Annotated in this window: 21 protein-coding genes; 10 read left to right on the forward strand and 11 right to left on the reverse strand. The window is 38.2% G+C overall.

Annotated features, from left to right (window positions below; genetic code table 11):
* Positions 1-13: 13 nt before the first annotated feature.
* From cysD to lysS, 4 genes are all read right to left on the reverse strand, one after another.
* A complete protein-coding gene (gene cysD, locus F968_RS13785) occupies positions 14-922 on the reverse strand; it encodes a sulfate adenylyltransferase subunit CysD (RefSeq protein ID WP_000140408.1) in 909 nt (302 codons plus the stop codon).
* Positions 915-1,046 carry a hypothetical protein gene (locus F968_RS19900; protein ID WP_002117520.1) on the reverse strand — a complete coding sequence of 44 codons (132 nt, stop codon included), beginning with the start codon at positions 1,044-1,046 and terminating at the stop codon, positions 915-917. The genes cysD and F968_RS19900 overlap by 8 nt, the downstream gene beginning before the upstream one ends.
* A 254-nt stretch (positions 1,047-1,300) precedes the next feature.
* Positions 1,301-2,755 carry a capsule assembly Wzi family protein gene (locus tag F968_RS13790; RefSeq protein ID WP_004793969.1) on the reverse strand — a complete coding sequence of 485 codons (1,455 nt, stop codon included), beginning with the start codon at positions 2,753-2,755 and terminating at the stop codon, positions 1,301-1,303.
* A 186-nt stretch (positions 2,756-2,941) separates the two neighbouring features.
* Positions 2,942-4,471 (reverse strand): lysine--tRNA ligase, encoded by a 1,530-nt coding sequence (gene lysS, locus F968_RS13795; RefSeq protein ID WP_004793971.1) that lies wholly within the window; start codon positions 4,469-4,471, stop codon positions 2,942-2,944.
* Between the two features lie 258 nt (positions 4,472-4,729).
* Between lysS and F968_RS13800 the strand changes: the two genes are divergently transcribed.
* Positions 4,730-5,218, forward strand: coding sequence for a YqiA/YcfP family alpha/beta fold hydrolase (locus F968_RS13800; protein WP_004793973.1), 489 nt, complete (start codon positions 4,730-4,732; stop codon positions 5,216-5,218).
* 52 nt (positions 5,219-5,270) lie between these two features.
* Here the strand turns inward: F968_RS13800 and F968_RS13805 are convergent, their stop codons facing one another.
* Positions 5,271-5,711 (reverse strand): SRPBCC family protein, encoded by a 441-nt coding sequence (locus F968_RS13805; RefSeq protein WP_004793974.1) that lies wholly within the window; start codon positions 5,709-5,711, stop codon positions 5,271-5,273.
* 435 nt (positions 5,712-6,146) lie between these two features.
* On the opposite strand from F968_RS13805, the gene rubA reads away from it, so the two are divergent.
* The 4 genes from rubA to oxyR all read left to right on the forward strand — a co-directional run bounded on the left by rubA (position 6,147) and on the right by oxyR (position 9,500).
* Positions 6,147-6,311, forward strand: a complete 165-nt coding sequence (gene rubA / locus F968_RS13810; RefSeq protein WP_000760495.1) for a rubredoxin RubA — start codon at positions 6,147-6,149, stop codon at positions 6,309-6,311.
* Between the two features lie 94 nt (positions 6,312-6,405).
* The gene (gene rubB, locus F968_RS13815; RefSeq protein ID WP_004793976.1) at positions 6,406-7,587 is read left to right on the forward strand and encodes a rubredoxin reductase RubB; all 1,182 of its coding nucleotides are present in this window, start codon (positions 6,406-6,408) and stop codon (positions 7,585-7,587) included.
* A 53-nt stretch (positions 7,588-7,640) separates the two neighbouring features.
* Positions 7,641-8,585 carry an esterase EstB gene (gene estB / locus F968_RS13820; RefSeq protein WP_004793978.1) on the forward strand — a complete coding sequence of 315 codons (945 nt, stop codon included), beginning with the start codon at positions 7,641-7,643 and terminating at the stop codon, positions 8,583-8,585.
* Positions 8,586-8,591: 6 nt separating this feature from the next.
* Positions 8,592-9,500, forward strand: a complete 909-nt coding sequence (gene oxyR, locus F968_RS13825) for a LysR family transcriptional regulator OxyR (RefSeq protein WP_004793979.1) — start codon at positions 8,592-8,594, stop codon at positions 9,498-9,500.
* A gap of 30 nt (positions 9,501-9,530) precedes the next feature.
* Here oxyR and F968_RS13830 read toward each other — a convergent pair whose 3' ends face one another.
* Positions 9,531-10,121, reverse strand: coding sequence for an SPOR domain-containing protein (locus F968_RS13830; RefSeq protein WP_051075350.1), 591 nt, complete (start codon positions 10,119-10,121; stop codon positions 9,531-9,533).
* Between the two features lie 57 nt (positions 10,122-10,178).
* Between F968_RS13830 and F968_RS19905 the strand changes: the two genes are divergently transcribed.
* The gene (locus F968_RS19905; RefSeq protein ID WP_081399552.1) at positions 10,179-10,322 is read left to right on the forward strand and encodes a hypothetical protein; all 144 of its coding nucleotides are present in this window, start codon (positions 10,179-10,181) and stop codon (positions 10,320-10,322) included.
* A 44-nt stretch (positions 10,323-10,366) separates the two neighbouring features.
* On the opposite strand, the gene ppk1 is transcribed toward F968_RS19905, so the two are convergent.
* Both ppk1 and mtgA read right to left on the reverse strand, forming a co-directional pair.
* A complete protein-coding gene (gene ppk1, locus F968_RS13835) occupies positions 10,367-12,448 on the reverse strand; it encodes a polyphosphate kinase 1 (protein WP_004793981.1) in 2,082 nt (693 codons plus the stop codon).
* 105 nt (positions 12,449-12,553) lie between these two features.
* Positions 12,554-13,231: a monofunctional biosynthetic peptidoglycan transglycosylase gene (gene mtgA / locus F968_RS13840; protein ID WP_004793982.1), complete on the reverse strand. Its 678-nt coding sequence runs from the start codon at positions 13,229-13,231 to the stop codon at positions 12,554-12,556.
* A 76-nt stretch (positions 13,232-13,307) separates the two neighbouring features.
* Between mtgA and F968_RS13845 the strand changes: the two genes are divergently transcribed.
* Complete coding sequence (locus tag F968_RS13845) at positions 13,308-14,117, forward strand: rhomboid family intramembrane serine protease (RefSeq protein WP_004793983.1); 810 nt, start codon at positions 13,308-13,310, stop codon at positions 14,115-14,117.
* A gap of 1 nt (position 14,118) precedes the next feature.
* On the opposite strand, the gene F968_RS13850 is transcribed toward F968_RS13845, so the two are convergent.
* The gene (locus F968_RS13850) at positions 14,119-16,581 is read right to left on the reverse strand and encodes an ABC transporter permease (RefSeq protein WP_004793985.1); all 2,463 of its coding nucleotides are present in this window, start codon (positions 16,579-16,581) and stop codon (positions 14,119-14,121) included.
* Between the two features lie 3 nt (positions 16,582-16,584).
* Positions 16,585-17,277, reverse strand: coding sequence for an ABC transporter ATP-binding protein (locus F968_RS13855; RefSeq protein ID WP_004793986.1), 693 nt, complete (start codon positions 17,275-17,277; stop codon positions 16,585-16,587).
* Positions 17,278-17,321: 44 nt separating this feature from the next.
* On the opposite strand from F968_RS13855, the gene F968_RS13860 reads away from it, so the two are divergent.
* Positions 17,322-17,945 (forward strand): arylesterase, encoded by a 624-nt coding sequence (locus tag F968_RS13860; protein WP_004793988.1) that lies wholly within the window; start codon positions 17,322-17,324, stop codon positions 17,943-17,945.
* 35 nt (positions 17,946-17,980) lie between these two features.
* On the opposite strand, the gene F968_RS13865 is transcribed toward F968_RS13860, so the two are convergent.
* On the reverse strand, positions 17,981-18,595 hold the full coding sequence (locus tag F968_RS13865) for a carbonic anhydrase (RefSeq protein ID WP_004793989.1): 615 nt from the start codon (positions 18,593-18,595) through the stop codon (positions 17,981-17,983).
* Between the two features lie 285 nt (positions 18,596-18,880).
* Between F968_RS13865 and F968_RS13870 the strand changes: the two genes are divergently transcribed.
* Complete coding sequence (locus tag F968_RS13870) at positions 18,881-19,906, forward strand: alpha/beta fold hydrolase (RefSeq protein WP_004793990.1); 1,026 nt, start codon at positions 18,881-18,883, stop codon at positions 19,904-19,906.
* A 26-nt stretch (positions 19,907-19,932) separates the two neighbouring features.
* Positions 19,933-20,940 (forward strand): hypothetical protein, encoded by a 1,008-nt coding sequence (locus F968_RS13875; protein ID WP_004793991.1) that lies wholly within the window; start codon positions 19,933-19,935, stop codon positions 20,938-20,940.
* Positions 20,941-20,942: the final 2 nt, after the last annotated feature.

Consider the following 20,942-nt stretch of genomic DNA (forward strand, 5'->3'; position numbering starts at 1 on the left):
TTTAGAAATTGTCTTAGAAATAGCCTTCTTGCTTTTTCTTTTCCATTGAGCCCGCTTCATCATGGTCAATCATACGACCTTGACGCTCAGAACTCGTGGCTAAAAGCATCTCTTGGATAATTTCAGGTAACGTATCTGCTTCAGACTCAACTGCACCAGTTAATGGATAACAGCCAAGCGTACGGAAACGTACAGACTTCATCTGTGGAACTTCACCTTCTTTTAAACGCATACGTTCATCATCAACCATGATTAATGTACCGCTACGCTCTACTACTGGACGAACAGCAGAGAAATAAAGAGGAACGATTTGAATATTTTCTAAATAGATATATTGCCAGATATCCAACTCAGTCCAGTTAGATAAAGGGAATACACGAATACTTTCACCTTTGTTCACTTTACCATTGTAAAGATTCCAAAGTTCAGGACGCTGGTTTTTAGGATCCCAACGGTGTTTACTATCACGGAATGAGTAAACACGTTCTTTCGCACGTGATTTTTCTTCATCACGACGTGCACCACCAAAAGCAGCATCAAATTGATATTTATCCAAAGCCTGTTTCAGAGCTTGGGTTTTCATAATATCTGTATATTTTGAACTACCATGATCAAATGGATTAATTCCAGCTTCACGGCCTTCTTTGTTCTGGTGAACAATTAAATCAAAACCATGTGTTTTTGCCATGTTATCGCGAAACGCGATCATGTCTTTAAATTTCCAGCCCGTATCTACGTGTAATAATGGGAATGGAAGTTTAGCTGGATAAAATGCTTTTAACGCAAGATGAAGCATGACAGCTGAGTCTTTACCAATTGAGTAAAGCATGACTGGATTTTCAAATTCAGCAGCAACTTCACGGATAATATGAATACTTTCAGCTTCAAGTTGCTTGAGATGTGTGAGTCTTGATTCAGTCATGAACACGTCCTTCTCTATCCATTTTGCCCATAAAATCTAGAAGTAGTATTAAACCACCACCTAGAAGACCATGTGGAGGAACGAGTGCCATAACAACTCCAATTTTTCGTGATAGATAATCCAACCATAAACCTATATATGGCTTATAGCATTAGTTATGCATTATAGTGATTTAAAACCGATTTCTTTTGCTTGTTTTTTCATATTGATATTCGATTTCATCATATACATATAATATGCTGATTCACTTGCACAACTTTGCAATCGTAGCTTGTGTAGCGAACTTAAGCAAATTATGTTCTAGCCTTTAGATTTCTCTAAAAACCATAAAAAAAGAGAAGCTTTGATCGCTTCTCTTTTCTAAAACATGATCTATTCTTAGAAACCGAACATTTTACGTTCTAATGGAATTTCAATCCCAATAGATGCACCTGCGTCATTACCTTCTAGATCAGAATCACTTACCCAACCATTAATTTTTAACGGAAGATCAGGTTTGATGAAATGTGACCAAGTTAAATCAAGCGCTTTAATTTCATCGTCTTTAGGGAATGCTTTATTGATTGCCAAGTTAGATTGATTAACCTTAACCACCATAGCACGGCCACTTAAACGGTTCATGACATCAAAGCGGATATTACCACCCACTGAGTACATTTGTCCATCACCACCCATCGCATGGCCTAATGGGTAACCATGTTGGTAATAGCCATCTGTATATTGGTGGTGATTATATGAAATTCCTCTTACATCACCATTGGTACGTGTATCAGCCCATTCAGCATAGAGTTGATAAGGCATATTATTAACTATTGAAGAATAATCAGCACCAGCCAAATACATTTTTTTAGATGGCAAACCACCTGCCTCATCTTCCCCTACATATTGCCCGTAAACACTGGCTGGGATATTAAACAACGGTTGTAATTGCAAACGAGCATCAAAACCTGCTAACTGATTAGATGCATTATCTTCGCCTACACAACTATTTTCAGTACAACCATTATCTTTACCGATAATCGCATTCCAATAAGCTTTAAAACTATTTGGCTGCCCATCTCCACCAATTTGAATCGCTCTAGAAGCACCAAGTTCTAAAGCAGGAAATGGTTGTGCCGTTAAACGCATCCCAATTAATTTTGCATTATGTATTTTATAATCATCTAACTGACCAGCAAAAGCTTGATATTGCCAAGGTCCAATCCAAGATAACCATTTTGTATCAAACGCATTTTGCACAGCACGTTGTGCCGTTACACCATAAACTGGGCGACTAGCATCCCCACGAATTAAGCTACCATCATGGCCAGGACCCCACCATGTTGGAATTTGACCCGCAACTATCCACTGATTCCAAAGTTTACCAGCGACATATGAGCCTTCAACATTCACATCTTGCCCATTATCAATTTGTGGATCTTTTTCTGCATTTACTCGGATTTTTGCATCCCAGTTTTCACCACCAGCATTAAACTCTAAAGAACCTTGATATTGAGCTTTTTGGTTATCACCGAATGCTTGCGGAATATTTTTGCTATCGGTCTCAGCAAAAGCGCCCACTTTAACCGTATTGTTATCTGCTTTTAATGCATCAAGAACTGAATTAATAACTTTTTGTTGAGCTGGATGCGTCACTTGTGCTTGAGAGAGTGCTCTCTGGATTTCATCACCACTTAACGGCCAAGTTGAGGTGCTAATCTTGATAACACCTTGTTGATTTAACCAATTTAAGTCTGTACGTAAGTCCTCATTATTTAGCACTAAACCTTGTGCAAAAATAGCGGATGAAGCAGTTGCCAATATTGCAATCGAAAGTGTTTTTCTTAGAAACATGCCAGCCAATTCTCAAAGTTATTTATGAGCAACACCTTAAATTTTTTATCACAACTTTGCAATTGTTAAACTGTGCAATTACATTTTTTAACGCTATTTTAAGATTAGTATAGATAGGTAAGTTTTTGAGATATAAAAGTAATAAAAAAAGGCAGTATAAATACTGCCTTTTTTACCTTTAGAAGATTAACCTTCTTTACGGCGCATATGAGGGAATAAAATTACATCACGAATACTTGGAGCATCTGCAAATAACATAACCAAACGGTCAATACCAATACCTTCACCTGCGGTAGGTGGTAAACCATACTCAAGCGCTTCAACGAATTCTGCATCGTAATGCATTGCTTCATCATCACCAGCGTCTTTTTCAGCAACCTGAGCTTGGAAACGTTCAGCTTGATCAATTGGATCATTTAACTCGCTGAAACCATTTGCCAATTCACGGCCACCAATGAAAAACTCAAAACGATCAGTAATATGTGCATTGTCATCATTACGGCGAGCGAGTGGAGAAGTTTCAGCTGGATATTCAGTAATAAATGTAGGCTGACGAAGTTTGGTTTCAACAGTTTCTTCAAATACAATCGTTTGAAGCTTACCTAAACCAAAACCTGGCTTAACTTGTTCTTTTAATTCTTCACGAATAAATTGAGCAAGGAACTCACGATCACCAACATTTTCAGGCGTAAATTGTGGGTTATTCTCTAAAATCGCATCAAACATAGAGATTTTCTTGAATGGCCCTTTGAAGCTAAACACTTCACCTTGATAAGGGACATCAGTTGTACCCAAAATATCCAAAGCCAACTTTTCAAGCATGTTTTCAGTTAATTGCATCAAGTCTTTATAATCAGCATAAGCTTGATAAAACTCGATCATCGTAAATTCAGGGTTGTGACGCGTTGATACCCCTTCATTACGGAAGTTACGGTTAATTTCAAACACACGTTCGAAACCACCAACAACCAAACGTTTTAAATAAAGCTCAGGTGCAATACGTAAGAATAAAGGCATATCCAAAGCATTATGATGTGTTTCAAACGGACGCGCAGACGCACCACCTGGAATTACATGCATCATTGGCGTTTCAACTTCCATGAAACGTTCATTGTTTAAGAATGCTCGAATACCAGCAACGACTTTGGCACGGATTTCAAAAGTTTTACGTGTTTCTTCATTCACAATTAAGTCTAGGTAACGTTTACGGTACTTAACTTCTGTGTCATTTAAGCCATGGAATTTATCTGGTAACGGACGAAGAGATTTTGTAAGAAGTTCAAAACCTTCAAGATGAACATATAAGTCACCTTTTCCTGAACGTCCGATATAACCTTCAGCAGCAATAATGTCACCAAGGTCTAAACCTTTAATGGTCTCAAGAATATCTTTTGGTAAACCTTTACGGTCAACATATAGCTGAATACGACCTGTCATATCTTGAATAACCATGAAAGAACCACGGTTTAACATGACACGGCCAGCCACTTTTACATAGACATGTTCAGCGCTTTCAATTTGTTCTTTCGACTGATCTTTAAATTGTTCTTGTAGATCAGCTGCGTAGTGTTCACGCTTAAACGTATTCGGCCAAGGACTCTTTCCAGTTTCCTTCGCAACATCTTGGATTTGCTTTAATTTGGCATGACGCTGTGCAATTAAATCGTTTTCGGAAATAGTTGGTTCAGAAGTCGATTGAGCGTTTTGTTGCGTCATCTCTGCCTCGATTAAGTAAAAATTAAGTGCTATATCCTAACAGATTGCGGGAGTTTTTCGAATGATTTCAATCAAACAAAAATGAAAAAAGACAATTTTATAGAACAAAACACCACTTTTTAAAGGCAAAGTGACTTAGACCAATCGCTAAGATCATTTTTTAAAGCATTTAGTAAAATATAAAAAAATCCAAATAACCTCGATATTCAAAAGGCCCGATTTGCCTTTTATTTTATCAATGAGATTGTGTCGTAAATAATGAAAATTCTATTTTTACATGGCTTGGATTCTTCCCGGGAATCGACAAAGTTCCATGCCATTTTACATCCTGAAAAATTTTGTATTGACGTCGATTATCGTAACTTAAGTTATGCATCTGTTGAGTATTTTTACCATCAGGCTATTCAGACGATCAAACCCGATTTATTGGTAGGTCATAGCATTGGAGGCTATTGGGCCCTAAAAACTGCTGCTCAACATAAATTAGCGGTGATAGTGGCAAATCCAAGTCTCACCCCTAATTTTCGGGCAGACTACCCTCAGCTTTCTGAAGATGAACTCATGCTCTCTAATCCTAAAATGGCCTATTTAGAATTAGGAGATGAGCAACTTGATATGTATCAGGTTCAAGAAAAACTTGCACCCTACATGAATATTGAAACGTTTGAAGGTGGACATCATCGCTTGGCCTATCCTTCTCGAATTAATGATCTGATTATAAAAATTTATAAAAAATATTTGGCCTAGATTTATATCGCTTGATTATAAAAAACTGGTTTATATCTGATGTAAAGAAGCTTTATTTTGCTTCTGCCATTTTTTTAACCACATCAAAACCTTGAACGAAGCCACTTTTCAACATACCCATATATTCGGGCAAGGTGGCCAATTCAACTTTCAAAGTGGTTATATTATCTTTTTGGTTTAGAAAATATTTTTCTTGAGAACCACTCCAACCTTTAACTTCTTCACTTTCTAAATCTTCTTTACCCTCCTTAATCATGCCTAAATGTTTAAAAATCAATATTTCCGGTTTTTGCATTTGTTCAATGGTAGAAACCATCCCATTTCCTTCACCATCAAGAAAATAAGTTTTTCCACCTACTTGCCAGTCGGTACGCATAGAAGAATCTGGCGCAAAGAATTTCGTCCAAGCGTTATATGTCTCACTATTCCAAAGTATGTTCCACACTTTTTCTATAGGAGCATCAATTTCCACTTCATATACTAAATTTTCCATATTTCACTTCCCTGATTTATACCGTCTTAATGCCAGCAAATTTTAATTTTCGGTTTTAATAATGACATTCTGTAGCAACGTAGTTTGTTGTTATTTAGCTTTCGTATGAAGTGAATCTTTTAACTGATGAGGTAATCTTTATTTCATGATATTTTCACAAATAAAATTAATTGTAAGAATGCATTAGTTATTATTAATTTATGGCGAAGTTTTGCCTAAATAACCACTTATTTGTCCTAACCTGCCATTCATCTTTGCTTACGAATGATTAAACTCCGTTATTTACTTTACTTTGAATGTAGAACTGCGTAAAAATTTGATATCCGATCAAAGGCACATTGGTTATTATTGACCGGATCGTAGTTACATTATTAATAGATGGAATAGTTTTACTGAAAGGCAGCTTTGAGCAAACTTATCAGTGCGGAGAGTCTCATGAAAAAATATCAATGTATCGTTTGTGGATGGATTTATGACGAAGCGGAAGGTTGGCCACAAGACGGCATTGCAGCTGGAACAAAATGGGAAGATATTCCTGATGACTGGACTTGCCCTGATTGCGGCGTTTCAAAAGCTGACTTCGAAATGATCGAAATCTAAGAATGCAAAGTAAAAGGCCATGATCGACATGGTCTTTTTTACGAATATTACCAATCACTGTATTAAATAAATAATTCTAACTCTGGAGAAAAAAATGCATCCTATCGTCATTATCGGATCAGGCATGGCGGGTTATACCTTGGCACGTGAGTTCCGTAAGCTTAGCCCAGAGCAAGAACTTGTGATGATTTGTGCGGATGATGCAGTGAACTATGCAAAGCCAACATTATCAAATGCATTTGCAGGTAAAAAAGCACCAGAACAAATTCCTTTAGGTGATGCTGCTAAAATGAGTACTCAACTCAATATGCGTATTGAGTCTTTTACTTTTGTAAAAGAGATTTTAGCTGAACGCCATGAACTTGTTTTAGAAAAGGATGGTGTAACTTCCCAGCAACCCTATTCAAAACTGATTTTAGCCGTAGGTGCTAACCCAATTCGCCTTGCAATTGCAGGTGATGGTAGCGATGACATTCATGTCGTGAACTCATTGATTGATTACCGCGCTTTTCGTGAAAATCTAGCTCAGCGTAAAGATAAACGTGTTGTTATTTTAGGTGCTGGTTTAATTGGTTGTGAATTTGCTAACGACTTACTGCATAGTGAATATGACATCACTGTGATTGATTTGGCTCCTCAACCATTAGGCCGTTTACTTCCAGGACATATTGCTTCTGCTTTCCAACAAAATCTTGAGGAAGCTGGAGTAAAATTTGCACTTGGAACCACGGTTGAAAAAGTAAGCAAAATTAATAATGGCGAAGACTATGCGATAACACTCGCAAACGGACAAACATTGGTTGCAGACCTTGTTCTTTCTGCAATTGGTTTACAGCCAAATATTTCACTTGCTAAAAGTGCGGATATTCAAACTAGCCGTGGAATTATTACCAATGGCTTATTGGAAACAAATCAAGCAGACATCTACGCAATTGGGGATTGTGCAGAGGTAAACGGTACTTTACTTCCATATGTAATGCCGATTATGCAACAGGCTCGTGCTCTCGCTAAAACACTCAGCGGACAACAAACAGCTGTGCACTACCCTGCTATGCCAGTTGCAGTAAAAACGCCAGCTGCTCCACTTACAGTTTTGCCAGCGCCGGTTGATGTAGAAGTGAACTGGGAAACAGAAGAGTTCGACGATGGTATGCTTGCCAAAGCAATTGACAATGAAGGAACATTGCGTGGTTTTGTATTGTTAGGTGCAACCGCAGGTAAACAACGCTTAACTTTAACAAAGCTTGTTCCAGATCTTATTCCAGCCCAAGCATAAGGTTTGTATCAGGAATACTCAGTTAGAGAGTATTCCTTTAAGGAATGAATAACATGAATAGCGCCTTACAGTTTAACATTTCACCGTACACATCTTTCATGCAAGAAACCAAAGTCAACTTAGGCAATGGAATTGAGTTGCATGTAGAAGTCGGTGGAAAGCCAGAGCATCCAACCATTTTGCTGATTATGGGTCTTGGCGCCCAGATGCTTTTTTGGCCAGATTTTTTCTGTAAATCGCTGATTGATCAAGGATTTCGTGTTATTCGTTTTGATAACCGTGATATTGGCCTTTCTTCAAAAGTACGCCACGAAGGTAAACGCTTAAATACTGTCAAATTGATGGGCCGCTTCGCACTGGGACTAGCTAATCAGGGTGCACCTTATACGCTGCATGATATGGCAGATGATGTATCTATGCTGATTGATCGTTTAGGTGTGAACAAAGCGCATGTAATTGGTGCATCAATGGGCGGGATGATTGCTCAAATTCTTGCAGCAAAATATCCAGAAAAGGTTGAGAAGTTAGGGCTTATGTTTACAAGCAATAACCAGCCTTTTCTACCACCTCCTTTTCCGAAACAACTTTTGAGTTTAATTGGTAAACCCGAGTCACGTGACGAAGAAGGTATTGTTAATCATAGTTTAAAACTATTTCAATTGATTGGTTCACCTGGTTATATCAACCAAATTGAAGCAATACAAACAGCGCGTAGACTTTATCAACGTAGCTACTATCCTGCTGGTGTACTTCAACAGTTTTTAGCAATATTATGTACAGGCTCTTTACTACAACTCGACCGTGAAATTAAGCAACCCGCTTTAGTCCTACATGGCTCTCGCGATCGCTTACTTCCGCCTAGCCACGGTAAGGCTGTAGCAAAAGCAATTTCCGGTGCTAAGTTTGAATTAATTGATGGAATGGGGCATGATATCCCTGCACATTTTATTCCACAGCTTAGCGGTTTATTTGCGCATCATTTTAAATCATCAGACTAGGACACTATGGCTGCATTACCCTCATTAAGACAGCTATCATATTTAGTTACGTTGTCGGAAACTTTGCATTTTACTGAAGCAGCACGCCGCTCTTTTGTCACTCAATCGACTTTATCAGGCGGCATCATGGAGCTTGAACGGTTATTAGGTGGCGTTTTGGTAGAACGTGATCGCCAGAATGTGCGTTTAACACCTTTAGGTGAACAAGTCGTTGCTCGCGCCCGTGTACTACTAGCAGATGCTCAAGATTTAATGCGTTTGAGCCGTGAAATGAGTGAGCCGTTAACAGGTGATTTGCATTTGGGTGTTATTCCAACAATTGCACCTTTTATCCTGACACGGTTACTTGATGAAGTGCATCAGCAGTTGCCTAAAATTCAGCTGCATTTGCATGAAGCACAAAGTGAAAAAATTGTAGAGCGTTTAGAACACGGTAATCTAGACATGATCGTTCTTGCTCTACCATTTGACACTAGAGGCCTAAAAGTAGCTGAAATCTCGAAAGAAAACTTGTACCTTGTATGTAGTAAGCAAGATACAAATGCTCTTCAAGCAAACTCTCTAGATGATCTTGATTTATCAAGATTAATTTTGCTTGAAGAAGGTCACTGTTTACGTGACCACGTTTTAAGTGCGTGCCCTATCGGTGAGCGTAAAAACGACAACCGTTTAAAAGCAAGCTCTTTACCAACGTTAGTTGAAATGGTTTCTTCTGATTTAGGCTTTACGCTTTTACCAGAAATTGCAATTGAAAATAGTATGATCAAGTTTAATGATCAGATTACTGCAAAACCAATTGAAGATGCTCCAAGCCGTACTTTAGCTTTAGTGACTCGTAAAAGTACACCATTGCAAAGTGAGTTCGATGTATTACTGCAAATTATGCAGAAAATCACTACAAGAATACATGAATAAAAAAAAGGAGTCTTCGGACTCCTTTTTATTTTATTGCGGCGTTAAGGATGCCCACTTAAACACCCAAGCAGATGGCATATTCAAACTATTATCAGCAATAATTTTTTCTCTAATAATTTGTGCAATGGCATAGTCATTTGCAGGGTCTACCATGACTCGTATGCCTTTAGTCGTTGCACTGGTTACAACCTTGTACCCTTTTGCTTCTAACTGCGACTGAACCGTATTTGCTTTATTTTGATTAGATGCTAGCGCAACTTGTACCATCCATTTCTTTTCACCATTTTCCAAGATTTCTTTAGCGACAGCTGCATCAAGTTGCTTTTTACTGTCAAAATTTTTCTTTTCTTCTATTTTCTTGGTGTGGACATCTTCAACTTTCTTTTGGGCTAAAAACTCATCTTGTTTTGGTTTTCTTTTTTGGATGATTATTTTTTTATTTTTCTCTCCACTTTTGTTAGCTTTATCATTAGAAGGATTTACAAAATAAGGATATATCGCTTGATCATTAAATCTTTGAAATACGATTATATCTCCATAACACTTCTGATCTGCGTAAGCGGTCACTGGTATTATCCCCAAAAGTATTTTAATAAGTAAACTTCTAATAAAGCATTGCATCTTATTCATTTACCAAAGTTAAGTATATTTAATGCGGCGTATTAAAGTAGATTTCTCGTGATTTGTATATTTTTAAAATTCAATGTTTTATGTAAAAAATCACATATTTTCCAAACATATTGCAGTACTTCAAATTATTATCGTTTATCCAGCAACCATTTAGAAAAACTAACTAAATTACTTGGAATTTCAGTCAATTAAAAAAGCCGACAAAATGTCGGCTTTTATTTAGTCTTGAAAGTTCATTATTTAATGATTTCCAATAATGCTCTTTGAGCATTATGCAATTTTTCACCCTCTGCTGGCTCAGCACGAATCCACGTACCATCACCTTGAAGCAACCAAGCCTGTTGATTATCTTGTAAGTAGTTCACTAAACCTTGTTGATAAATTCGTTTTTTCAATGCTGGGTCTTCAACAGGGAAACACGCTTCTACACGATTAAATAAATTACGGTCCATCCAGTCTGCACTTGAACAGTAAATACGTGCATCGCCATTATTACTGAAGTAATAAACACGAGTATGCTCAAGGAAACGTCCTACAATTGAACGCACCCGAATATTCTCCGACAGGTTCGGCAAACCTGGACGTAAGCAGCAAATCGAACGGATAATCAGGTCAATTTGAACACCCGCCTGAGAAGCTTCATACAATTTATTGATTAACTGGACTTCGGTTAATGCATTTACTTTAACAATGATCTGAGCTTTACGGCCTGCTTTAGCATTGGCAATTTCTTCATCAATAAAGTTAATAAGCTGAGCATGTAGGGTAAACGGTGCATGTAATAGCTTTTTCAATTTCGCCATTTTGCCCATGCCGGTCAACTCTTGGAATATACGGTGTACGTCTTCACACAGATCTTTATCTGTAGTCATGAGACCATAATCGGTATAAATTCGGGCATTCATCGCATGGTAGTTACCCGTTCCTAAATGAACATAACGCACCAATTTATTATTTTCACGGCGCACCACCATAATCATTTTGGCGTGAGTTTTATAACCTACAATACCGTAAACAACGACTGCCCCTGCTTCTTGTAAAACGTTTGCTACTTCAATATTTGATTCTTCATCAAAGCGAGCACGTAATTCAATAACGGCAATAACTTCTTTTCCATTACGCGCCGCTTCTGCCAAAATTTGCACAATCTCAGAATCAGCACCACTACGATATAACGTCTGCTTAATTGCTAATACTTGCGGATCGCGAGCAGCTTCACGAAGTAGCTGAATTACAGGAGCAAAAGATTCAAACGGATGATGCAGTAAAATATCTTGCTTCTGCATTGCCGAGAAAATGCTCTCGGTCTTTTTAAACACTTTAGGCACAACCGGCGTATGCGAGTCATAACGCAAATGAGGACGTTTAAAGTTTGAAACCAGACGAGCTAAATTTACTGGGCCATCAACTTTATATAATTGTTCATCAGTTAAATCGAACTCTTCAAGTAAGTACTCATAAATATGCTGCGGGCAGTTATGGGTTACTTCCAAACGAACTGCACGGCCAAAACGTCGAGAACTTAATTCACCTTTTAATGCTTTAGCTAAGTCTTCAACATCTTCATTCAGTGCCAAATCTGCATTACGTGTAACACGGAATTGATAACATCCAGTTGCTGTCATTCCTGGGAATAAATCAGACACATGTTCATGGATAATTGCCGACAACATCACATGATGTTCTTTTCCACCTGTTAATTCGTCTGGTAAGCGTACAACGCGAGGTAATGAACGTGGTGCAGGCACAACAGCCAAATCAATTTGACGACCAAAAGCATCTTTACCTTCAAGCGTAATAATGAAGTTCAAGCTTTTATTAACAAGTCGAGGAAACGGATGTGCTGGATCTAGACTAATTGGTGTTAAAACAGGTGCGACTTGTTCCTGAAAATATTTTTTCACCCAAGCAGATTGGGCTGGAGTTAACTCACCACGACGTAGGAAACAAATATCTTCTTCACGTAACTTAGGTAAGATTTCTTCATTTAAAATTCGATATTGACGCTCAATCGCAGCATGAGCAGTTTCAGAGATTTTTTGTAAAACCTGTCTTGGGGTAAGACCATCTGGGCTACGACTTTCGTTGCCCAGAGAAAATTGTTCCATTACCCCAGCAACACGAATTTCAAAGAACTCATCGAGATTACGCGAGAAAATGAGCAAGAAATTCATTCGCTCAAGCAATGGATGTAAAGGGTCTACCGCTTGCTCCAATACACGCAAATGGAAGTCAAGAATAGACAATTCACGATTTATATAACGGTCATTATAACTATATTCTATTGGGGTCGTTGTTGCTGTAATCGCTGTATTCATGTCTAACTCTATTCTCTATCCAGCCAAAATCTCTATAAACCAGTATGCTGCAAAAATATGACAATTTGGTAAAAACTAAAAAATTTACACATCTTTAAAACAGCTTTATTCAGGAATCTGGGTGCTATTCATATAACGTAAAATAACGCGTTTTCTATATTGTAGTTTATGATCGTTACGATGATCTTGATAATATTTCGGATCAGGCAATAACGCAGCTAAGAAAGCGGCTTGTTCACGCGTTAAGCTTTTAGCACTTTTACCATAATAATGATGAGCGGCTGCTTCAACACCATACAAATTTTTGCCAAATTCAACTGAGTTCATATATACCTCAAGAATTCGGCGTTTTGACCACATCCGCTCCATCATCCAAGTCGCGACCGTTTCTTGGCCTTTACGAATAAATGAACGTTTGTTGTATAAAAACAAGTTCTTTGCAAGCTGTTGAGACACGGTAGAACCACCCGCAACCACTTCACCCTCTTCATTATTTCGCTCAAGGGCAAAACGGATACCTTGCCAGTCAAAGCCATGATGATGGATAAACTTTGCATCTTCGCCCGCTAAAATTGCATGTTTAAAATTATCGCTAATATCATCATAGTCAAGCCACTGATGGACAATTGGCTCAGATGTATCAGACCAATAATCAATTCGCATGAACATGGTCGTATCCACTTCATGTGTCCGCCACCAGACCAAACTCGAAAAAATCCAAAGTTGAATAAGGAGAATCGCCCCAATAAAAATTAACAACACGCGAACAATAAAAGCTTTCATGTTCGTCCTGATCTCCTGTATTCAACTTTTTTCATGTTAAGCTGTAAAGCATGTTCATATATAACAAAAGCATAGCATGACTCAATATCAGCCTCCGCACATTAATCGTAAACTCAATGTACAAACTTGGTGGCTGACTGCCCTGCTCATCGCAATCAATGTAGGTTTGTTTGTCTGGCAAATTCTATCTGGCGTCGATATTAGCGATCCAGCCATGAAAGATGCTATTCATTGGGGAGCTGATTTTACACCACTTACTTTTTCTGGGCAGCCTGAACGTCTATTTACCAGCATGTTTTTTCATTTTGGTTTAGTCCATCTCATGCTCAACATGTGGGCCCTCTATATTTTCGGTAATGTTGCCGAGTCCCTATTTGGTCGCTTCTATTTTATAGGCATGTATTTACTTGCTGGTTTATTTGGGAGCCTTTTAAGTAGCTATATGACCATTCAAAATGGACATGAATTACTGCAACATTTTGACCAGAGCTTACTCCCTCATGTCAGTGCAGGTGCTTCAGGTGCCGTAATGGGATTAGGTGCTGCGTTAACAGTACTTTCCTTATTTCCACCACTTCCGCATCAAACCTACATACTCGATAAAAAAGCATTATTAATGATTATGGCAATCAACCTTATTTTTGGTTTTGTCGCAACTGGTATTAATAATGCCGCACATATTGGCGGCATGGTTATTGGAGCATTCCTTGCACTGATGTGGTACTTAAGCTACGTCAGTAAGTTTAAAAGTGTGCTCAAAATTTTAGGCTTATTAGGCGCAGTAATCATTACGGGTGGTTTTTATATGTACTGTGTACAACTCAACTCACCCTTACTTCCGCTATGGCATGAAATCATCATCCAAAATCCTGGAATTATTCCTTAAGTTACAGCTGATTTAACTCTCTTAAACTTTGTAAAGGCGGCAAATTACAGAGATAACCGAGTCGATAACGACCTATCAACGCACAAATCAGCATCATGCCAAGAGGTAAAATCAGCCATATTTCAAAATGCCACTGTATTGCCATATTCATTTTATAACTAGCAATCGCACTAATCACTTCCGCAAAACAGCAGGCAACTATGCCTGCTAACAGACCAAGAAACCCAATCTCAAAACTGAGCATTTGCTTCATTTTATTTTTAGATAACCCAAATGAGCGTAGTAAAGCAACCTCACGGCGTCGCTCGTCCATTAATAGGTTTAAACATGCAATCAATACCAATATTCCAGAAAAACCGACTAATGCTGCCAGTACAGTCACAATTTTGACCAAAACATTCATTAACCGTTTTACTTCATCTAAAATTCGGTCAACATCAATAAATACGGTATTGGAAAACTGCTGAATAATATTGATCATCTTTGGTTGATCTTGCTTAGGTACATAGAAACTACCCAAATAACTTCCAGCATTTTCATCTGAAGTTTTCGGTGAAAAAATAAAGAAAAAGTTAGGGCTAAAGCTTTCCCACTCTACGCTCCGGAAATTTACAACCTTGGCTTGTAATGTGCCTTCGGGCAAGCTAAAGGTCAGCTTGTCTCCAATTTGGATTCCTAAACTTTCGGCAGTTTTACTTTCGACTGAAACTTGCCCCACGCCATTAAACTGAGTTTGTCCTTTTGTAATGGCATTGTCATTCGGCAATTGATTTGATTGCGTTAAATTCAATTCACGGCGCAAAGAGTTATTTTGTTTTATGGCTTCTTCAGAAAAAGGCACATCATTTTTCGCCAATAATCGCCCTCGGATATTTGGATATAACGGCGTGCTTTGCCAACGATGTTGCTTTAATTGTTGCTCAAAAGGTTTTAAATCGAATGGAGGTAAACCATAAACAAATTGATTCGGGGTTCCTTCAGGAAGTTGTTGCTGCCAACGCTGTAATAAATCTGTTCTTAATACGCTTAACACTGTAATGAGGCTTAAGCCTAAAGCCAGTGCAGTAATTTGTAAGGCACTTTGCGAGGGTGAGCGAATATAAAAAGATAAACGATTTTTCATCTTTTTTAGACTACGAAGCAAGAGCCAAACAAGGGTATACAGCAAAATACAAAGCACGATAATTGCAGCCAAAACCATAATGCTGAGCATCAAGTTTTCACTCAACACCAAACTAAAAACAATCAGACTGCTAATGCCAGCAAAAAACATAAAGAATAATGATTTACGAGATTTGGCTTCTTCGCGAATCACCCGAATTGGAGGTGTATTTAAAAGCTCCCAAATGCTTGGCAAAATAAAACCGAGCAGCACAATCACACTCGTAAAAATAGCGATTGGTAAAGGCCCAAGTAAAAGTGGTATGAGCGAAAAACTTAACGCTAATTGAGGAATCAATTGCAGCATAAGTTGCAGCAGGCCATAACCCATTATCAACCCTAAAAGGCTGCCCATCACAATTGAAATCGCACTGACAATACAAAGCAATCCAATATAGACCCATAAAATTTGGAACTTACTGGCTCCTAAGCATCTAAGAAGTGCAATATGATCTTGGTTTTGCTGAACATATCTTTGACTCGTTAAAGCAATGGCAATCCCACACAACAAAATCGTTAAAATATTGGCCAGTTGCAAAAAGGTATCTAGGTTTTCAAGCGGGCGTAATAACCGACTATTTGATTCGCTCGCATCACGTAAACGCAAACCTGCCGTTTCATCTAATTCTTTATTTGTCGTTTGATGTTGCTGTTTAAACTGCTTAGAAAAAGTCTGAACCTGTTCAGGTTGACCAGACATTAATAAACGATAGTCAATTCTGCTTCCAGTCTGAATTGCATGTGTTTTAGCAATATCGGCTTGATGAATAATAACTGTTGGAGAAAAGCCTGAAAACCCGAGTTCCTGATTTGAATCACGCACAATCACGCCGCTAAAACGGAAGGTGCCATCTGCTATAGAAACGATATCTCCTAATTTTACTTTCAGCAAATCGGCTGCTCTCTGACTTAGCCAAACTTCTCCAGATTGAATCGCTTGAGTTTTGGGAGCAATTTCAAGCTGTCCTCTGAGTGGAAACGCAGGTTCTATTGCTTTTACATTGACCATGACAAACTGATCTTGTGTATGAGCCATAGAACTAAATAGAGTGACATTGGTTTGCTTTAAACCAAGCTGATCTGCTCTTTTTTTCCACGGCTGTTCGATAGGCTCGTTATTCGACAGAACCAAATCCGCACCCAGCATTTGCGAAGCTTGCAGACTGACTGCCTGTTTAACTTGGTCGTTACTAAATTTCAGGGCTGTGGTTGCACTAATCGCAAGCGATAGAGCAATAATGAGTAGATATAATCCACCTGTACGAAAACTTTGTAGCAAAAGTGGTTTTAAAAGATTACGCATAATTTAACCACCCTGTACTGTCTTTAGTCGGCCATCATCTAACTCAACATGACGCTGACAAAGGGTTGCTAAATTACGATCATGGGTCACTAAAATCAGAGTCGTACCTAACTCTCGGTTTAAATCAAAGAGCAAACTTTCAATTTCTTGTGCTGTCTGACCATCTAAGTTTCCGGTAGGTTCATCCGCAAAAATAATTTGTGGTTCTGCAATAAGAGCTCGTGCAATCGCCACACGTTGTTGCTCCCCTCCAGATAAGACTTTAGGCGTTTGTTCAACCTGACGACTAAGACCTACTCGATGCAACCAATCTAAAGCTTTTTTCTCGGCAGTTTTATAGTCAAAATCTTTACGTAATCGTAAGGGCAACATTACATTTTCAAGCGCACTCAACTGAGGTAAAAGTTGAAAAGACTGAAATACGAAACCAATATGCTGCATTCTGATTTGGGCACGTTGTTCCTCTGTTAATTGATGAACAGCTTGACCGCACAACCAAACTTCGCCTTCAGATGGTTGATCTAAAGTTGCCAAAATTCCCAGTAATGTTGATTTACCTGAGCCAGAACGCCCAGTAATTGCCACCTGCTCCCCTTCAAAAATCTTTAAATCGATATCTTTTAAAATCGTAAACTGATTTTGGTTAATCTGAATAGTTTGTGTAACTTGATGGGCAGCAATGATGGGTTGTGGCATGATGTAAAAAGTCCTATGTATTCAGAATCAGGGTCGAAGTACAAATGTATAAATCTTTTTTGATTGGTTCTAAAAGCATCATGCTCATCTCATTAAGTATGCTGCCTATGCTTGTATCGGCGAAAACTATTTTAATTTTAGGAGATAGTATTAGTGCCGGTTACGGAATTGATCCCAAACAAGGTTGGGTACAATTACTGCAAAAACGCTTAGACCAACAGTATCCCAAACAACACAAAGTGGTCAATGCAAGTGTTAGTGGAGAAACAACCAGCGGCGCTTTAGCCCGACTACCTAAGCTATTACAGACCTATAAGCCAAATGTGGTCGTGATTGAATTAGGTGGAAATGATGGCTTGCGTGGTCAACCGCCTCAAATGATTCAAAAAAATCTGGATCAGCTCATTCAATTAAGTCAGAAACAAAAAGCCCAAGTTATTCTTTTTGGCATGAAAATTCCGCCAAATTATGGGGCTGCATATAGCAAAGCTTTTGAAAATAACTATAAAGTTGCAAGCCAAAAATATCAGGTGAAATTACTACCATTTTTTCTTGATGGAGTCGCAGGTCAAAAACAGCTTATGCAAAATGACTTGATTCATCCCAATGCTCAAGCACAGTCAAAATTACTTAATTTAGCTTATCCATATATAAAAGGTGCCCTGTAGGCACCTTTTAGTTTTAAGCATTATTATTAATATAATCAGAAATCAAAGAAGGTTACTTCACCAGTTTCTAGCGAATATTCTGCACCAACAACAATCAACTCACCTTTCGCAATCAGGCTCTCTAACACAGCCGAACCATGACGTAATTGATTGACCGAAGCAAAAACGTTTGAACGTACCGCATGACATGAAAGTTTTTTCAAATCATTTTTTAAATCAGTTTGCATTAAAATTTCAACTGACGGACGAACACGGTTCACAATCGACATTAAGTTAGATGATGGTGGGTGATCAGGATTCATTAACGTATCAATTGTTGCTTGAATAGCACCACAATGACTATGTCCCAACACAACAACAACTGGACAGTCATAGCGTTCTGCCGCGAACTCAACACTACCGACTTGTGAAGGAGCAACCACATTACCAGCAACACGAATTACGAATAAGTCACCAAGACCTTGATCAAATACCATTTCTGCTGGAACACGTGAATCTGAACAACCTAATACAATCGCAAACGGATTTTGATCCTTTGCCATTTCAGCGCGTTCATGATGCGATAAGGTTTTTGCAAGGGAACTATTTCCATTTACAAATCGTTGATTACCAGCTTTCAGACGATCTAAAACTTCTTGCGCGGTAGGCATTTTATATTTCCATTGTTTTTTCAAGGTTGGAAATCATTTTAATGTGTCAAAATTTGAATGTCACTGACAAAAAATTAAATCCTTTTCCATGAAAGATTTTAAAAATACGTTCTCTATTTGAATGGAATGTTTATCGCAAATTCCTTACTGTTTAGCGAAAAAATAGACATACTTTGGTTCTCGGATTGACTATAATTTTTCTCCTTTTGATCATTTGGCAAATGACTCATTGGCAAAGTTTTTCAATAATTTTCAAACTCGCTTATGCCTCAAGGATGAAATCTTATGACGACGCTGTTTGTATCAACCAAAACGACCATAAAGAAAACAGCTATGGCACTTGCCTTGGCTTGTAGCCTTACAACAATAACAGGTGTTTTTCAGACGCAAGCAGCTGATACTATAGATATAAACTTTCAGAATATTTTACAGCAAGAGCGTAGCTGGGCAGGTTTACAAAGTAAAAGTTTAAAAGTCGGTGAGGTGACATGGTCATATAGTGAAGGTGGTTCTACCGCTAAACCGACGTTGCTCCTTATTCATGGATTAGGAGGGAGTCGTGATAACTGGAACCGAGTTGCGCGTTATCTCACAGCAAATTACCACGTTATTATTCCAGACTTACCAGGAAGTGGGGAAACCTTAGTTGCACAGGATTTCGACTACTCAGTACCCAATCTTGCCGAAAAGTTACGTCGATTTGTTGAAGCTGCAAATTTAAAAGGCCCAATTCACATTGCTGGCCACTCACTTGGTGGCTCAATTGCCCTACTCTATGCTGGACAATATCCATTTGAAACCAAAAGTCTATTCTTGGTGGATAGTGGCGGTATTTTCCGCTCTGCAAATACAATTTACCTAAAAGATCCAGCCTACTTAAAACAACTTTTAGTATCTAAAAAAGGTGATTTCAACTATTTGTTAAAGCAAACCATGTTTAATCCTCCATTTATTCCTAAAGAGTTCCTTCAAGCTCAAGAAAAGCTGATGATTAATCAGGCGCCTCAAACGCAGAAACTGGTTGATCAACTGATTGCACTCAATAAAGTCTATACGCCAGATTCATTTGCAGTGCTCACCAAGACAATCGATGCACCGACACTGATTTTATGGGGTAAGCAAGATAAAATTATTAACGTAGAAGTAGCAAGTGAACTAAAACGACTTTTAAAAAATGCCCAACCTCCGGTTATTTTAGAGAATGTCGGCCATATGCCAATATTGGAAGCCGAGCAGCTGGTTATTCAACAATATGTACCGTTTTTACTTAAAGTAGAAACAAATCAGTCTTCTAAAATGACTACACCTTAAATAAAACTTCGGACTTGTGAGACCTTATGTCTACCCAACCGCTTATAGAAAAACTCATTGAAGCTCATCTTGATTTTTTAGATGAGGAATTTGCTCAGCCCCAAATTATTCAACAAGAATTTGAGCAATTTTATCATTGGTTGGGTAGTCGGCAACTACAGCACCTCTGGACCTTTGAACAAATCCAGCAACTGATTCAAAAGCAGATTTTAGAAACTCCTGCTTCTGATTTTCTGCTTGAACAAATTGCAGAACATATTCGCTTTGCACTTATTCATCCAGCCAATGAAAATACAACAATTGAAGATGTTATTCCTGTTTTAACAATTGATAGAATTGCGCAATACGTTGCAAGTAAAGAAGAGCATCGTAAAAAAATCATTAAAACGATTGTGAATAATCCTGCATTTTCAGCACTCTTGACTCAATTGATTCAACAAACAATGCATGATTACTTAGATGAATCTATGTCAAAGCGTGTGCCCGGTGTAGGCCGTTTTATGAAAATGGGGAAATCTGTTCTGGAAACAGTGACTGATTCAAATCTAGATGACACGATTAATCATTATTTGCAAAAGAATATTTTAAAACTGAGTCAAATGAGTGAGCGCGTTTTAAATCAACATTTTGACAATGACAAGCTCTATCATTTTCAGGCAAATATTTGGCATAAAGTTAAATCTATGCCACTTTCTGTTTTGAAAAACTATGTAGAAGTTCAAGATTTATCAAAGACTGTAGGTTTAGGACACGAGATTTGGGATCACATTCGCCAAACTTCTTACCTGAAACAACAAGTCCATGATGGTGTTTATACGTGGTATGTTCGAAATCAGGAACGTAATTTTGACTTGCTACTTCGTGATCTCAATATTAATGAAAGTTTAATTCAACATGAACTGACTCAGTTGCTTGTGCCTGTATTACAGCAATTAGTTACAACGGGGCATTTAAGACGCCGTGCTCGTGTTTACCTAGAGAAATTTTATTATTCTGAAAAAGCATTAAATATTATAAATAACAAAGGCGCTTAAAG

The sequence above is a fragment of the Acinetobacter sp. NIPH 817 genome (genome assembly GCF_000368405.1).
Lineage (GTDB): Bacteria > Pseudomonadota > Gammaproteobacteria > Pseudomonadales > Moraxellaceae > Acinetobacter.

Bases quoted from the DNA above. Each gene is read 5' to 3' on its own strand.
- cysD (WP_000140408.1), bottom strand. From the start codon at position 922: ATGACTGAATCAAGACTCACACATCTCAAGCAACTTGAAGCTGAAAGT.
- F968_RS13790 (WP_004793969.1), bottom strand. From the start codon at position 2,755: ATGTTTCTAAGAAAAACACTTTCGATTGCAATATTGGCAACTGCTTCA.
- lysS (WP_004793971.1), bottom strand. From the start codon at position 4,471: ATGACGCAACAAAACGCTCAATCGACTTCTGAACCAACTATTTCCGAA.
- F968_RS13800 (WP_004793973.1), top strand. From the start codon at position 4,730: ATGAAAATTCTATTTTTACATGGCTTGGATTCTTCCCGGGAATCGACA.
- F968_RS13805 (WP_004793974.1), bottom strand. From the start codon at position 5,711: ATGGAAAATTTAGTATATGAAGTGGAAATTGATGCTCCTATAGAAAAA.
- rubA (WP_000760495.1), top strand. From the start codon at position 6,147: ATGAAAAAATATCAATGTATCGTTTGTGGATGGATTTATGACGAAGCG.
- rubB (WP_004793976.1), top strand. From the start codon at position 6,406: ATGCATCCTATCGTCATTATCGGATCAGGCATGGCGGGTTATACCTTG.
- estB (WP_004793978.1), top strand. From the start codon at position 7,641: ATGAATAGCGCCTTACAGTTTAACATTTCACCGTACACATCTTTCATG.
- oxyR (WP_004793979.1), top strand. From the start codon at position 8,592: ATGGCTGCATTACCCTCATTAAGACAGCTATCATATTTAGTTACGTTG.
- F968_RS13830 (WP_051075350.1), bottom strand. From the start codon at position 10,121: ATGCAATGCTTTATTAGAAGTTTACTTATTAAAATACTTTTGGGGATA.
- ppk1 (WP_004793981.1), bottom strand. From the start codon at position 12,448: ATGAATACAGCGATTACAGCAACAACGACCCCAATAGAATATAGTTAT.
- mtgA (WP_004793982.1), bottom strand. From the start codon at position 13,231: ATGAAAGCTTTTATTGTTCGCGTGTTGTTAATTTTTATTGGGGCGATT.
- F968_RS13845 (WP_004793983.1), top strand. From the start codon at position 13,308: ATGACTCAATATCAGCCTCCGCACATTAATCGTAAACTCAATGTACAA.
- F968_RS13850 (WP_004793985.1), bottom strand. From the start codon at position 16,581: ATGCGTAATCTTTTAAAACCACTTTTGCTACAAAGTTTTCGTACAGGT.
- F968_RS13855 (WP_004793986.1), bottom strand. From the start codon at position 17,277: ATGCCACAACCCATCATTGCTGCCCATCAAGTTACACAAACTATTCAG.
- F968_RS13860 (WP_004793988.1), top strand. From the start codon at position 17,322: ATGTATAAATCTTTTTTGATTGGTTCTAAAAGCATCATGCTCATCTCA.
- F968_RS13865 (WP_004793989.1), bottom strand. From the start codon at position 18,595: ATGCCTACCGCGCAAGAAGTTTTAGATCGTCTGAAAGCTGGTAATCAA.
- F968_RS13870 (WP_004793990.1), top strand. From the start codon at position 18,881: ATGACGACGCTGTTTGTATCAACCAAAACGACCATAAAGAAAACAGCT.
- F968_RS13875 (WP_004793991.1), top strand. From the start codon at position 19,933: ATGTCTACCCAACCGCTTATAGAAAAACTCATTGAAGCTCATCTTGAT.